This window comes from Microbacterium sp. NPDC058342, assembly GCF_042723935.1.
Classification (GTDB): domain Bacteria; phylum Actinomycetota; class Actinomycetes; order Actinomycetales; family Microbacteriaceae; genus Microbacterium.
The window spans coordinates 198,220-212,405 of record NZ_JBHXID010000003.1 but is presented as its reverse complement, the minus strand read 5'-3'; the positions used below and the strand labels follow the sequence as shown (position 1 = coordinate 212,405).

Sequence of the window (14,186 nt, the reverse complement as noted above, 5' to 3'; positions counted from 1 at the left end):
CCCTGTGGTCGGGGCTCAGCCGAGGCCGAGCCGGAGGATGAAGAGGCCGGGATAGACGGCGTAGAGGACGGAGAGGGGAAGGATGAGGAAGACGAGCGGGAGGAGCATGACGATCTCCTTGCGGCCGGCCTGCTCGATGAGCACGCGTTTGGCCTCGTCACGCGCATCCGCCGCCTGGGAATGCAGCACGGCGGCCAGGGGCGCACCGTGCTCGAGGGCGGCGACGATCTGATCGACGGCGCGGGACAGCCCGGGCAGCTGCAGGCGCGTCGCCGTCTCTGCGAGCGCGTCCGCCAGCGGAGAGCCGGTGTGCACCGAGAGCACCGTCTGCCGCAGCTCCGCCGTCAGCTCGCCGGTGCCGATTCCCGACACGCGGCGCAGGGCGTCCAGCAGGGACTCTCCGGCGGAAAGGCAGAGTGCGAGGAACTCCAGCGTCGTCGGGAGCTCGTCGGCCAGGCGGGCACGACGCGAGGTGGCGCGCGCGGTGAGCTGCATGTCGTATGCGACGGCGGCTCCCGCCCCCGCGATCACGGGCAGGAGCACGGCGGGAGGCGTCATCCGGCCCGAGACGGCGATGAGGACCACGGCGAGCGCGCCGGCGACGAACCCGCCCACGCCCCAGGCGAGCTGTCGTCCGCGGAACGCCCCGGGCGTGCGTGCGTCGCCCGCCTGGGCGAGCCGCAGCGCCAGCGCATCGCCGCCGCCGAGGAGTCGTTCGAACCGCTCTCTGGCCATCTCGCGCAGACGGTGTCCGCGCACGGGCATGGCGCCCACCCGCGGAAGGATGCCGGCGGGTAACGCCTCGTCCGGCACGACGTCTCGCACGTAGGGCGCGATGCGGCGGTCGAGCGGCAGTGCGCCCCAGCGCGGCAGCGCTGAGAGCACTCCCAGCACGCCCAGTGCGAAGCATCCGCCGAGCAGCACCGCGAGCGCGATGTCCGTGACGGGGTTCACGCGAACCACCTCTCCGGCTCCGGCAGCCGGCCGATGCGCAGCATGATCCGGTAGGCGACGACCGAGACGACGGCGCCGACCATGATCACGACGACCCCCTCGGCGCTGGCGTACGCGCTCCTGCCCTCGGGGCGCATCGCGAGCAGGGCGAGGATCACCCAGGGCGCCACCACTCCCAGCACCGCGGCACCACGGATCCAGGACTGTCGGGCCTCGACCTCGCCGCGCAGCGCCGCATCCGCCCGCACCGACGACGACAGCGCGCGCAGCACGCCGGTGAGCTCGGTTCCACCGACCTGACGCGCCATGCGCAGGGTCTCGATGATGCGATCCGCGATGGGGTCGGCGAGCGTCTCCTTGAGTCTGTCCAGGCTCGTCTCGAAGCGACCTGTCGCTCTCAGGTCGCGCGCGAACACGACGAACGCGGGGCGCACGGCGGGCGGCGCCGATTCGGCGAGACTCGCCACGGCGTCCGGCAGCGAGAGGCCGACGCGGATGGCGGCCACCAGCAGATCGCACACGTCGGGCCAGAGCTGTCGGCGCGCCTTGCGCAGGCGCAGCCTCCGGCCGCGGAGGTAGAGGACGGGCGATGCCGCGCCGATGAGCGCGGCGAGCATCGCCAGCACGGGGAGCGTGGTGACGAGCCAGGCGATGCAGGCGGCGAGCAGAGCCAGCGCCGCCATGATCGCGACGAGCGCCCGTGAGGAGGACCGGGAGTGGCCCGACTCCTCCAGGAGTCGGCGCAGGCGTCCGCGACGGGCCGGCCTGGCCACTCGCTCGCGCCTCGGCCAGAGCCAGGGCGACGCGCACAGCAGCAGGCCGGCCCCGAGCAGCGCACCGATCAGCAGAGTCATCCTTCGACCTCCGCGCGGTACACGGTCGTGCTGCGGATGCGGCCGTCCACGACTTCGCCCGTCGGCGCGACCACCTCCGCGACGCGGCGCGAGCCGTCGGGCTCCCGGCGGCAGTGGACCACGTACGAGATGGAGGTGGCGAGCGCGGGAGCGATGAAGGCGCGATCGATGTTCCTCCCCGCCAGCAGCGGCAGCAGTGCCAGCTTCTCCAGCGCCTCGTCGGCAGAGCTGGCGTGCACGGTGCCCGCCGCGGGTACTCCGGTGTTCAGCGCGAGCACCAGGTCGAGCGCCTCGGCGTCGCGCACCTCGCCGACGACGATGCGATCGGGCCGCATGCGCAGGGCCTCCTTCACCAGCCGTCGCAGCGTGATCTCACCGGTGCCCTCCAGACTCGCCTGGCGCCCCTGCAGCGCGACCACGTCGGGGCCGTCCACCGCGAGCTCGAACGTCTCCTCCACCGTGATGATGCGCTGACGGTCCGCGCAGGCCGCCAGCAGCGCACCGAGCAGCGTCGTCTTGCCGGCATGCGTGGCGCCCGAGACGATGATGCTGCGCCCGTCGAGCAGCGCCTGGTGCAGAAGGTCCGCGACGTGGGCCGGCACCGATCCCTGGGCGACCAGCGACTCGAGCGTGCGGTGCTGCCGCAGGAACTTCCGGATGTTCACCGCCCAGGATCCGCGCACCACATCCGCGATCGCGACGTGCAGGCGCGAGCCGTCGGGCAGGGACGCATCGACGAACGGCTGACTGACGTCGACCCGGCGGCCGGTGGACTGCAGCATCCGCTCGACGAGATCGCGGACGATCGCGTCGGTGAGGTGCAGGTCCACCCGCTCGGTCGTGCCACCGCGGGCCACGAAGATGCGGTCCGGTCCGTTCAGCCAGATCTCCTCGATCTCCGGGTCGTCCAGCAGCGGCTGCAGCGCGCCGAACCCGGAGACCGAGGCGAGCACGTCACGCACGAGCGCCGCCTCGTCGTCGATCATGGGTTCGCCGCGCTGCAGCGCCAGGTCGTTGTGCCTGCGAACCTCGGTCTGCGCGATGTGCCGCGCCGCGTCGGGGTGCGACGAGGGATCCGTGTGCTCGAGGCGCAGGCGTCGTCGCACCCGCTCGGCGACGACCAGGGACGGATGACTCACGCGGGAATCATGACAGAATCCGCGGATCAGCGGCCGGAGTTATCCACAGACTGCGCGCGGACCCACGCCTCCAGTCCACGCGCGTCGATCGGGAGCGCACGGGAGAGCACTTCGTTGCCGTCCGGCGTCACGAGCACGTCGTCCTCGATGCGCATGCCGACGCCGCGCAGCTCCGGCGGGACGGTGAGGTCATTGGCGTGGAAGTACAGCCCGGGCTCCACGGCGATCACCATGTCCGGTGCGAGTTCTCCCATCGAGTAGTCGGACGCGTGGGCGCGACTGCAGTCGTGCACGTCCAGGCCGAGATGGTGCCCGACGCTGCAGCAGATGAACCGACGGTGATGCTGTCCCTCAGGCGACAGCGCCTCATCGACCGAGACCGGCAGCAGTCCCCAGTCGTGGAGCCCCTGCGCGAGGACCTGCATCGAGGCATGGTGGAAGTCGCTGAACAGCGCTCCGGGACCGACCGCGGCCAGCGCCGCGCGGTGGGCGCGTTCGACGAGATCGTGCACCGTGCGCTCGGCATCCGTGAAGGTCCCGCCCACCGGCAGCGCCCTGGTGACGTCGGCGGTGTAGAGCGTGCGCGCCTCCACGCCCATGTCCAGCAGCACGGATGCCGAGGGATCCAGCGGTCCGTCGCAGCGCGACCAGTGCAGCACGGGAGCGTGGGCGCCCGAGCCCACGATCGTCGAGTACCCCGGGCCGTTGCCGAAGGTGCGCGCGTGCCTGTCGAAAGTGCCCTGGAGCCAGCGCTCCCCCAGCCCCGGACGGACCGCGTTCGCGAACTCCGCCGCGACTGCCGCGAAACCCTCGGTCGTCGCGTCCACCGCCTGGCGCAGCTGGGCGATCTCCCACTCGTCCTTCACCATGCGCAGGGTGGAGAGCACCCGATCGAAGTCGTCCGACGGCTGAGCGTCGAGGCCGGCGCGCACGGCCGCCGCACTTCCGAGAGCCCGCTCCCACGACCGAGACGACAGCTCGCCGCGCGGACGCACATCGATGCCGAGATCGTTCTGCCATTCCGCAAGGCCGGGCTGCGGACCGACCCAGAGCTCGCCGTGATCGGAGTCGTCGAAGAATCCGTCCTCGCCGGGCCGGAACGGCGGCGGGAGGTACAGCGTGGCGTCGTGCCCGCCGAATCGGGGATGCAGGACGAGCACCGCGTTCTCGGCCTGACATGACGTCAGCCACACGAAGGCCGAGTCGGCGCGGAACTCGTAGGAGCAGTCGTCGTTGCGAACAGGTGCGCTCCCCGACGCCACGACGAGTGTGCGTCCGGGGAACGCGGCCGACAGGCGCTCCCGGTGCCGGAGCGCGGCGGCCGCCGCCTCCGGTTGCACACCGGTCTCGGTGCGCATCTCCCCCCAGCCGGTGCCGATGTGCTCCACGAATCCGGGGCTCGCGGTCAGCCTCGGCGGGCGCACACCCGAGTGCAGGGGCCTCGCCGGGCCGGTCTGCGCCGTGGTGGTGTCTGCCGGTGTCATCATCTCTCTCCTCCGCTGTCGCGCACCAGCTCCCGCAGACGGGTGAGCACTCGTCCGGAGCTGATGCCATCGTGTTCGAATTCGTTCGTCACCCAGGCGCGTGCGCCGCCGATGCGGCCGAGGGTGTCCAGCTGCAGGCCGGAATCGACGTAGAGGTCGTCGAAGTACACCGCCGCGGCCAGCGGGACCTCGTTGGCCGCGAGCGCGTCCTCGTCGTACAGGGCGGGCCATCCGGATCGTGCCGCGAGCGCATGAACCGCGTCGCGGAACGGTCTCAGCAGCCGGATCTCGTCGAACATCCAGGGGAAGGCCATCTCTGCGGTGAACAGCAGCGGTCTGCGCTCCTCGCCGAACTCCGGATGCGAATCGCGTCGACGCTCGGCCGCCCATGCGGTCGGTCCGCCTCCGGCATCCGCGTAGATGTTCTCCTGGAGCGTCCAGAACAGCGGGTCCTCCGCCGAGGAGGTCTCGACCATGACCCGCTCGAGGAAGTGCGTCGACAATCGCGACTGCGTGACGAGCGCCCGCTCGAAGAGCCAGTGCATCCGCGCGAGACCCGGCCCCATGCCGAAGGCGAGGCCCAGGCTCTGAAAACGCCGCACGGTGAGGATGTCACCGTCGGGCAGGTGGACCGGGCCGTCGGCGAGCCGGTCGGCGATCGCTTCGACGAGCTCGAGGTCGTCGGGGAAGCGCCGGTAGAACTCCTCGCTCCGCCTCCGCGCGCGGGTGAACGTCCGCCGGTAGACCTCGTCGGCGGACGGCGGGACGCCCGGGATGCCGCCGCAGATGTAGCAGGCGCTCAGCCCGGCGGGCGCCGTGGAGAGATAGGTGAGCGCCAGGAACCCGCCGTAGCTCTGCCCGAGGATCGCCCATTGCCGTCCGCCGTAGCGGGTGCGACGCACATGCTCGACGTCGCGGATGATGGAATCGGCGCGGAAGAACGACAGGAAATCCGCTCCGGTCTCAGCGTCGAGCCGGATGAAGTCGGCGCCTTCCAGTGGATTGCTGCGGCCCGTGCCGCGCTGGTCGATGAGCACGACGCGGTAGTGCTCGAGCGCCTCGTCGATCCAGCCGGAGCGCCCCAGCGGACGCGGAGAAGCGCCACCGGGGCCGCCCTCCAGGTAGAGCAGCAGGGGCAGCTCGTCGTTCTTGCGATCGGGTGCCACCAGCTCTCGCACCAGCAGATCGATCTCGGCACCGGCCGCTGCCCCGACGGCGTTCCAGTCGAGCGGGACGCGCACGAGCAGTTCCGTGACGTGGATGCCGGGAAGGTGGTATTCCACGGTCACGCTGCCGCCTCCTGGCCGGCGAACGGCGAGTTTGCCCGCCGATGGGCATCCCACTCGGGGTCTATCCGGGGGACGGCCGCCAGCAGCTCGCGCGTGTACGGATGCCGCGGCGCGTCGAAGACGGCATCCCGCTCACCGGACTCCACGATCCGTCCCTGGCTCATCACCGCCACACGCGTGGCGATCTGGCGCACGACGGCGAGGTCGTGCGCGATGAAGACATAGGCGAAGCCCTCTTCCGCCTGCAGACGCTTGAGCAGGTTGATGACCTGCGCCTGGACGGAGACGTCCAGCGCCGAAACGGCTTCGTCGCAGATGATCAGCTTCGGCGAGACGGCGAGCGCTCGCGCGATGCCGATGCGCTGCGCCTGCCCGCCCGAGAACTGGGCCGGCCGCCGGGTGGAGTGATCCGGGTCGAGCCCGACCCTGGCCATCAGGTCGCGGGCGAAGGCACTCGCTCCGGTGGGCATCGGCAGTCCCAGGTGCCGGCGGGGCGCGGTGATGATCTGCTCCGCGCTGTGCTTCGGATTCAGGGACGAGAACGGGTCCTGGAACACGACCTGCACCTGCGAGCGGTACGGGCGGAGCTGCCTCGCGGCGAGAGAGCTCACCTCCACACCCTCGAACTCGATCGAGCCCGAGGTCGGGTCGAGCAGCCGGGCGATGAGCCGGGCGGTGGTCGACTTGCCCGACCCCGACTCGCCGACGAGAGCGAGGGTCTCACCACGGTCCACCGTGAACGAGACGTCGTCCACGGCACGGAACCCCGCTCTGCGCTGCAGCGGACCCCTCTTCGATCCGAACTCCTTCACGAGGCGCGAAGCGCGAAGCATCGGCGTCCTCGTCTGCGTGCCGTCCTCCGTCATGCCCGTTCCTCTCCGATTCCGACCCCGGCGTTCGCCAGCGGTCCCGGTCGCTCCGCGAACCCGATGCGCTTCAGTTCCCCCACCTCGTCGTCGATGCGCGGGACGGCGTCGAGAAGGCGGAAGGTGTACTCGTGGGAAGGACTGCGGAACACCTCTCGCGTCGCGCCCTGCTCGACGGTCCTCCCCTGCCGCATGACGAGCACCTCCTCGGCGACCTCCGCCACGACGGCCAGGTCGTGCGTGATGAGGATCAGCCCGGCACCGCTCTCCCGGCGGATCTCGTCGAGCAGACTCAGGATCTGCGCCTGCACGGTCACGTCCAGCGCCGTCGTGGGCTCGTCGGCGATGATCAGCTCCGGCTGCATCGAGAGCGCCATCGCGATCATGATCCGCTGGCGCATCCCTCCGGAGAACTGGTGCGGATACTGATCCACGCGTGCGGCCGCATCGCGGATGCGCACCCGCTCCATCGCCTCGATGGCCACCTTCCTCGCTTCGCGGCGCCCTGCGGTCGGATGGTGCGCGAGATACGCCTCGGCGATCTGGGTGCCCACCGTGTAATACGGATTCAGCGATGACAGGGGGTCCTGGAAGATCATGGCGATCCGACCTCCCCGCACCGCCCTCATGCGGGACTCACGCAGCGAGAGCAGGTCGACGCCGCCGAACCGGATGCTTCCTTCCGCACGTCCGCCCTTCGGCAGCAGCCCCATGATCGCGAGGCTCGTCATCGACTTGCCCGATCCGGACTCGCCGACGATCCCGAGCGTGCCACCGGGCGCGAGCTCGAAGCTCGTGGACTCCACCACCCGCAACGGGCCTCGCCCGGTGCGGAACTCGACGCTGAGGTCCTCGACCTTCAGCAGTGCCTCCGATGCGCCGCTCATGCCGTCGCTCCCGTCCTGATCCGAGGATCGATCGCCGCGTAGACGAGATCGACCACGAGGTTGCCGACGATGACGAACACCGCGGAGAGCAGCGTGACGGCCATGATGACGGGCTGATCGTTCTTGGTGATCGAGTCGGCGGTGAGCTTGCCGACTCCATTGAGCCCGAAGACGGTCTCGGTGATGAGTGCTCCGCCCAGGAGACCGGCGATGTCCATGCCCAGCATGGTCGCCACCGGAGTGAGGGCCGGCCGCAGCGCGTGCCGCCGCCACACGAGTGCGGGCTGCAGTCCCTTCGCACGCGCCGTGCGCACGAAGTTCTCCTGCAGGGTCTCGATGACGTTGATGCGCGTGAGCCGCGTGTAGACGGCGGCGTACAGCATCGACAGCACGACCCAGGGCAGCAGGTAGCTCGCGAACCAGCGTCCCGGGTCCTCGGAGAACTCCACCGCCTGCGGGAAGGGCAGCCATCCCAGGACCACGACGAACACGTACTGCAGGACGAGGGCGGAGACGTATACGGGCACGGACATGGCGCCGAGGCTGAGCCCGGCGATCACTCGATCGGTGGCCGTGCCCTCCTTCACCCCGCTGAGGAGGCCGGCTGCGACGCCGACGACGAGCCACAGTACTGCGGCTCCGAGCGCGATCGTCAGGGAGACCGGCAGCCGCTGCAGGATCATCTCGGTCACGAACTGGCCGGTCTGGAAGGAGTAGCCGAGGCAGGGTGCGGGGCACGCCACTTCGGCGCCGCCGATGAGGTAGGTGTGCCCGAAGAACAGGCCGCCGATGTACCCGAACAGCTGCACGAGGAACGGTTGATCCAGCCCGAGGTTCGCATGCAGCTGATCGATCTGCTCGGGCGTGCAGTTCTTGCCGCAGATCTGCAGCGCCGGATCCGGCGACAGCGCGAAGAAGATGACGTAGGTGAAGACCGTGACGACGAAGAGGATGAGCACCATGGCGGCCAGACGCCGGGCGATGACGCCGATCATGCGCGCGCCTCCCCTCGGTCCAGCAGAGCGCCCAGGCGGTCGCCGAAGGTCGTGAACGACATCACCAGCAGGAAGAGGAAGATTCCGGGGACGAGGAAGAAGACCGGATCCGCCGCGTACCAGCGGGCCGCTTCCGCGATCATCTGACCCCAGCTCGGTGTCGGCGGGACCACGCCCACGCCGAGGAACGAAAGACCCGCTTCCGTCGCGACGAAGCCCGGAACGGCGAGCGCCGCGAGCACCAGCACGGTCGAGCGGAGGTTCGGGAGGATCTCGGTGAAGATGATCGAGAGCCCGCTCGCGCCGGAGGCGCGCGCGGACTCGACGAACTCCTTCTCCTTCAGCGACAGCGTCTGCGACCGCACGACGCGAGCGAGGTAGGGCCACCCGAAGAAAGAGATCACGGCGACGAGCAGGACGATGCGGTTGCCCGCCGGTATGGACGACAGGATGGCGATCATGAAGATGAGCGCCGGGAACGCCATGAGGAACTCCATGCTGCGCGAGACGACGGCGTCGACCCACCCGCCGAAATAGCCGGCCGCGAGTCCCAGCACGACCCCGACGACGGTGGTGACGGCGGTTGCGGCGAGCGCGACCGAGATCGACACGCGTGCGCCGAACGCGATGCGTGCGAAGATGTCCCGTCCGGTCGCCGGTTCCACCCCCAGCCAGTGCTCGGCGCTGATGCCGCCCCATGCTCCGCGGGGGATGCCCCCGACCTCCGGATCGATGGCCGTCTGGTCGAAGGTGTACTGATCCCAGCCCGACCAGGCCGTCAGCACCGGAGCGAACAGCGCCAGCAGCATGATCAGCAGGATGTAGCCCGCGGAGAGCGTCAGGGGTATGTCCGAGAGCAGCCGGCGCCACGTCCCCCGCGCCCGAGCCGGGGGCAGCGCGACGGCTGCCCCCGGCTCGATGTCACTCGCGCGAACGGAGGTCTCGAGCGACATCAGTTCCCCTTCTGGGGGTCTTTGAGCCCCATCACCGACAGGTCGAGAAGATCCGTGCTCGGGGTGAAGTTCGCCACGTTGCTGCCGGGCAGGAAGAGCCCCTTGCCGACCGTGAGCGGCGCCCAGGGCGCCTTCTCCATGATGAGCTTGTCGAGCTCGCCCCACGCCTTGTTCGCCTCCGCGATGTCGGTCATCGCGGCCACCTCCTCGATCCGGCGGTCGATCGCCGGATCGCTGAACTGGGCGAGGTTCTGGTTCCCCTTCTCCGTGATCGCCGACGACGAGAACAGCGGCGGGATGAACGTGCTGGCGCTGGACGACCAGTCCGGGCACCAGCTCGCGAGCGCGGCGTCGTGTGCGTTGGCAGGGGTCTGAACCGTCTCGTAGAAGATGGACGTGTCGATGACGTTGAGCTCGACGTCGATCCCGACCTTCGACAGCGACTCCTGGATGGCGATGGCGCGGTCCTTCGTGGCGTCGGCGGAGGCGATGTCGAGGGTGAAGGTGAAGCCGTCCGGGTGATCCGCCTCGGCGAGCAGCTGCTTCGCCTTGTCGGCGTCCGGCCCGGGGTACAGGTCGTAGTCGAGGTGGCCGTTGATGCTGGCGGGCACGATCGTGGTGACCGCCTTGGTCATCTGGGGTCCGCCGATGGCGTTGACGATCATCTCGCGGTCGAGCGCCCAGTTCACCGCCTGACGCAGGCGCACGTCCGCGAACGGACCCTCCGCGGTGTTCATCGACATGTACGAGGTGCAGACGCCCTCCGCCGACAGCAGCCGCTTCTTGAGCTTGGGGTCGGTGAGCCGCGGCAGCGAGGCTTTGGTGATTCCCGAGGCGATGGAATTGACATCGGCCCCCTGGTCGGCGATCAGCCGCTCATCGATCGTGGCGGGGTCCAGCCCGAGGTCGAACACCCACTCGTCGGGATAAGCCTTGCGGACGTCGTCGGTCTCGGCCTGCCAGTTCGGGTTCCGCTTCAGTTCGATCCGCGTGCCGGGCGTGTACTCCTCCAGGGTGTAGGGCCCGGACGCGATGACCTTCTTCAGGAACTCCTCTCCTCCGCCCGAGCCCACCGGGAACGGCGCCCCGTTCGGCTGAGCGAGCACGGCATCGAACTCCGGGAAGGGCTTCTTGAGGTGGAACACGATGGTCTTCGCGTCCGGCGTCTCGATCGCGTCGAGCTCACCGGAGACGTACGGGCCCTGATAGTCGTCCGGGGCCGCGATGGTCTTCACGAGGTAGGGAGACCCGATGCCGATCTGCGGGTCCCAGGCGCGCGAGATGCCGAATTTCACCTCCGCCGAGGTGATCGGAGTGCCGTCGTCGAAGGCGAGCCCGTCCTTGAGCGTGTAGGTCCAGGTCAGGCCGTCGTCGGAGACGGTGCCGAGGTCGGTGGCCAGGTCCGGGACCACGGAGCTCGGGTCGTCGGAGTCGCCCGCCGCCTGCGTGGTGAGGCCTCGGTAGAGCAGCCGGTAGATCTGCGCGACGCCGGTGTCCCAGCCGCGCGCCGGGTCGAGGTAGGAGAAGTCCGACTGCTGCAGCATGTGGATGGTGCCGCCGCGCTTCGCCCCCGCTCCCGACGACGACGGCTCCGCATCGCCGGTGGGCGCGCAGGCCGACAGCAGGAGGGCTGCGGTCGCGCCCAGGGCGATGAGCCTCGTCGAGCGGCTGACGGCGTGCAGCGTCCGGCTGCGGTCGCCTCGGTGAGCATGGTGCCGTGTCATGGTGTTTCCTTCAGGGTCGGTCGTGTCGGTGCGCGGCCGGGTGCTGCGCATCTGTCGTTGAGTGGATCGGTCAGCCGGCGACGCGACGACGCGAGCGGCGGCTGAGCGTGAACGCGGCGGCACCGGCGAGCATCAGGACGATGGCGGCGGCGAGCAGCGGCGAGGAATCCGCCCCTGTGCTGGCGAGCGCCGCGGCCCGGGTGGCCGATCGGTCGTCGGAGACCGGCGCGGTGACGGCCTGGTCCTCGTCGACCGGCGCGGGGTCGTCCGGAACCGGCTCCACCACAGGTGCGCTCTCGTAGACGATGCCGTGACGCGCGATCACGTCTCTGGCGGCCTGATCGATGGCGAGTCCCTCAGCGGGCCGTGCATTCAGGAAGTAGTCCCGGAAGTCCGCGGGGTTGTGCCTGGACATGAGAGCGATGTTCGCGTCCCAGCGTCCGTCGGGGCCGTCCGCCGCCCAGAGGTCCAGCAGCGCTCCCGCGACGTTGCCCTGCGTGACGTCACCACCCTCCCAGGCGATGCCGTCCGGGTTCTCCAGCGGCCAGGAGAATCCGCTGGGGAACACGAAGCGACGGTCTCCCAGCGCCCACGCGGCGACCGCGTCGGCGAATCCCTCCGTCCACGCGCAGGACTTCGAGCTCGGCTTCTCGATGTAGTGGGGATCGCAGCCGGTGACCACCGGGAAGTCCTTCCCCGCCAGCACCCACTGCAGCCAGTGCCCCGCCTCGTGCAGCACGGTGTGCTGAGACGGAGGCACATCCGTTCCGAGCACGATGCGCTGCGTCGTGGAGAGGGCGAAGTACGCGACGCCTTCCTCGGCATCCGGCCAGGCGTATTCCAGTTCGGTGCACGCGTCGGCGTCGGTCTCGTGCACCGTCCAGCACGGCGTCCCGCTCGCCCGCAGGTCCCAGAGCAGCGTCACATCGTCGATGATCTTCCAGGCGCCGGCCAGCGCCTCGGGCACGTCGATCGTGCCCACGTCGACGATGCCCGAGACGGATGCCTGCTCAGCACCCGTGAAGCTGTGCTCGGCGGGAGCATCGCCGTCGTCCACCACGACACGCCAGGGCTTGTCGCTGTGCGAGGAGAACTCGACAGCCGCGTCGTAGATCGTCGCGACGGGCGCACAGGCGCTGAAGTCTCCGTTCGCGTCGGTGGCGCCCTGGGCCAGAGGTGCGACGGCACCGCCCTCCTCCGTCGCGCCCACGAGAGTCCACGCCGCGCTGCGCGCGGGCCGGGTCTGCTCCGCCTTGATCTCGGCGATGAGCAGCGTGTACTGCAGGTGACCGTCGAGGCAGGCCTGTGTCGCGTCGGCCTGTGCGTCGGCCGCATCCTGGGCTTGCGCCGCCGGATCCTGCGTCTCTGCGGCGTCCGCCTCATCGCCGGTCGTCTCGGCACCCGGCGCCTCCTGCGCGCCGCCGGGCTCGGAAGCATCGGCATCCTGTGTGCCCGAGGGCACCGCCGTGCCGTCACCGGCATCCGGCCGCACGGCGTCCGCGTCCTGCGCTCCTGCCGTGACCGCATCTTCCTGCGGCAGGCCATCCTGCGCCTGCTCGGCCGCAAGCACCGTCTCCCCCGCGGTGCCCTCGGGCGCGGGCGCTTCGTCGGCGAACGCGGGGGCGCCGGCCGCGCACATGCCGATCGTCAGGCTCAGGGACAGGATCGGTGCGGCCCATCGGGACCGCACGCGGGTGGATCGAGACTCCGCCATTGGAGCACCTTTCGTCGTCGAGTGATCGCATCGCACAGCGCGGAGACCTTGTCGGCCGTTCCGGCCGGTTGTCGGGTCGACCGGGCGGTGAGATGCGGTACTCGCTACTGTCCCAACGCCGCGGATGCTGTGCCTATCCCGCCCGGGTATAGGTGTGAGCTATGGGAGGCGTCCGAAGAACATACGGACGCGCAGGCGCAACCCATCACCGCCGGCTATGACTGCGCGACGCGCCCCGGCCAGGACGAAGCGGCGACGACGACTGATCCGGCTCGCGGGATCAGTCGGCGAACACGGGATCCAGCTGCTTCGCCCAGCTCTTCTCCGCGCGACTGCGACGCCACCAGTCGACGTACACCGGGCTGCTCCTCGCGAACTGCGTGTATGCGCTCATCGCGGCGCGATGCGCGATGTCCGGCGCGTCGCGTCGGACATCGTCCCGCTGCCAGGCCAGCACCAGCCGCAGACGGATCGGATCGCCCACCAGCGGACGGGTCACGAGGCCAGGCGTCTCGGGTGAGGCGGGCTCGACCAGCTGCACCGCGTCGGTCTGGGTGACGATCGACCGGCCGACACCAGCCGGGACGACGAAGCGCACGTTCGGCACGAACCCGGCGTCGGCGCACGCGGCTCTCAGCTCGGCCAGCGATCCGTCGTCGGCGCCGGGAGGCCCCACCCAGGCGTCGGAGGCGAGGTCCGCCAGCTCGACCTCCGTGCATCCGGCGAGTCTGTGCCGCTCAGGCAGCGCCACGAAGACCGGCACCGATGGCTGGATCACGCGGACGTGCACGTCGCCCGGCAGCTCTCGCTTGTTGTCCTCGCTCACGACCACGACCGACAGATCGTGTCGGCGATGCTTGAGCTCGTGCGCGAGCACGGCAGTGGAGCCGTCGACCGAGAAGGTCGTCGACGCTCCGAATGCGGCGTCGAGGTTGGCGATGATCTGCGGCGTGCACGACATCTGACTGATACCGATGCGCAGAGGTCCACCGAACCGGCGCGCACTCAGCTCCCCCTCGAGCTGGTCGACCTCCGCCAGAGCGATGCGGGCTCGGGAGATGAGCCGAATGCCGAGTTCGGTCGGCTCGACACCGCGATGACTGCGCCAGAAGAGCCGCCCGGCCACATGGGCCTCGAGCCGGCGCAGTGCCGATGTCACCGAGGGCTGCGACAATCCGAGATCCGCGGCGGCGCGCGAGAGCGAGCCCGCATCGGCGATCGCGCACAGCATCCGCAAGTGCCGAACTTCGATGTTCATGCCCTGAAGCATAGGCGTTGCCGTGCGGCGTCCAGGAAGAGGCCCCTTGTGTGGGCTGTGGGGTTGCTC

At 70.0% G+C, this 14,186-nt stretch carries 12 protein-coding genes; all 12 read right to left on the bottom strand.

Going from position 1 to position 14,186, the window contains the following annotated elements:
- Positions 1-15 precede the first annotated feature (15 nt).
- Entirely contained in the window at positions 16-954 is a 939-nt protein-coding gene (locus ACFWHT_RS14805; RefSeq protein ID WP_378829916.1) for a type II secretion system F family protein, read from the bottom strand.
- Positions 951-1,808, bottom strand: a complete 858-nt coding sequence (locus ACFWHT_RS14800; protein WP_378829914.1) for a type II secretion system F family protein — start codon at positions 1,806-1,808, stop codon at positions 951-953. The genes ACFWHT_RS14805 and ACFWHT_RS14800 overlap by 4 nt, the downstream gene beginning before the upstream one ends.
- Positions 1,805-2,947, bottom strand: coding sequence for a CpaF family protein (locus tag ACFWHT_RS14795; protein ID WP_378829913.1), 1,143 nt, complete (start codon positions 2,945-2,947; stop codon positions 1,805-1,807). Before ACFWHT_RS14795 ends, ACFWHT_RS14800 begins: the two co-directional genes overlap by 4 nt.
- A gap of 26 nt (positions 2,948-2,973) precedes the next feature.
- Complete coding sequence (locus tag ACFWHT_RS14790; RefSeq protein WP_378829911.1) at positions 2,974-4,434, bottom strand: aminopeptidase P family protein; 1,461 nt, start codon at positions 4,432-4,434, stop codon at positions 2,974-2,976.
- Positions 4,431-5,720, bottom strand: a complete 1,290-nt coding sequence (locus ACFWHT_RS14785) for an alpha/beta fold hydrolase (protein ID WP_378829909.1) — start codon at positions 5,718-5,720, stop codon at positions 4,431-4,433. Before ACFWHT_RS14785 ends, ACFWHT_RS14790 begins: the two co-directional genes overlap by 4 nt.
- Entirely contained in the window at positions 5,717-6,586 is an 870-nt protein-coding gene (locus ACFWHT_RS14780) for an ATP-binding cassette domain-containing protein (RefSeq protein WP_378829908.1), read from the bottom strand. Before ACFWHT_RS14780 ends, ACFWHT_RS14785 begins: the two co-directional genes overlap by 4 nt.
- On the bottom strand, positions 6,583-7,473 hold the full coding sequence (locus ACFWHT_RS14775; RefSeq protein ID WP_378829906.1) for an ABC transporter ATP-binding protein: 891 nt from the start codon (positions 7,471-7,473) through the stop codon (positions 6,583-6,585). Before ACFWHT_RS14775 ends, ACFWHT_RS14780 begins: the two co-directional genes overlap by 4 nt.
- Positions 7,470-8,468, bottom strand: coding sequence for an ABC transporter permease (locus tag ACFWHT_RS14770; RefSeq protein WP_378829905.1), 999 nt, complete (start codon positions 8,466-8,468; stop codon positions 7,470-7,472). The genes ACFWHT_RS14775 and ACFWHT_RS14770 overlap by 4 nt, the downstream gene beginning before the upstream one ends.
- The gene (locus ACFWHT_RS14765) at positions 8,465-9,421 is read right to left on the bottom strand and encodes an ABC transporter permease (protein ID WP_378829903.1); all 957 of its coding nucleotides are present in this window, start codon (positions 9,419-9,421) and stop codon (positions 8,465-8,467) included. Before ACFWHT_RS14765 ends, ACFWHT_RS14770 begins: the two co-directional genes overlap by 4 nt.
- Positions 9,421-11,145, bottom strand: a complete 1,725-nt coding sequence (locus tag ACFWHT_RS14760) for an ABC transporter substrate-binding protein (RefSeq protein ID WP_378829900.1) — start codon at positions 11,143-11,145, stop codon at positions 9,421-9,423. Before ACFWHT_RS14760 ends, ACFWHT_RS14765 begins: the two co-directional genes overlap by 1 nt.
- Positions 11,146-11,215: 70 nt before the next feature.
- Positions 11,216-12,859 carry an LPXTG cell wall anchor domain-containing protein gene (locus tag ACFWHT_RS14755; RefSeq protein WP_378829898.1) on the bottom strand — a complete coding sequence of 548 codons (1,644 nt, stop codon included), beginning with the start codon at positions 12,857-12,859 and terminating at the stop codon, positions 11,216-11,218.
- A gap of 280 nt (positions 12,860-13,139) precedes the next feature.
- On the bottom strand, positions 13,140-14,117 hold the full coding sequence (locus ACFWHT_RS14750) for a LysR family transcriptional regulator (protein WP_378829896.1): 978 nt from the start codon (positions 14,115-14,117) through the stop codon (positions 13,140-13,142).
- Between the last annotated feature and the right edge of the window lie 69 nt (positions 14,118-14,186).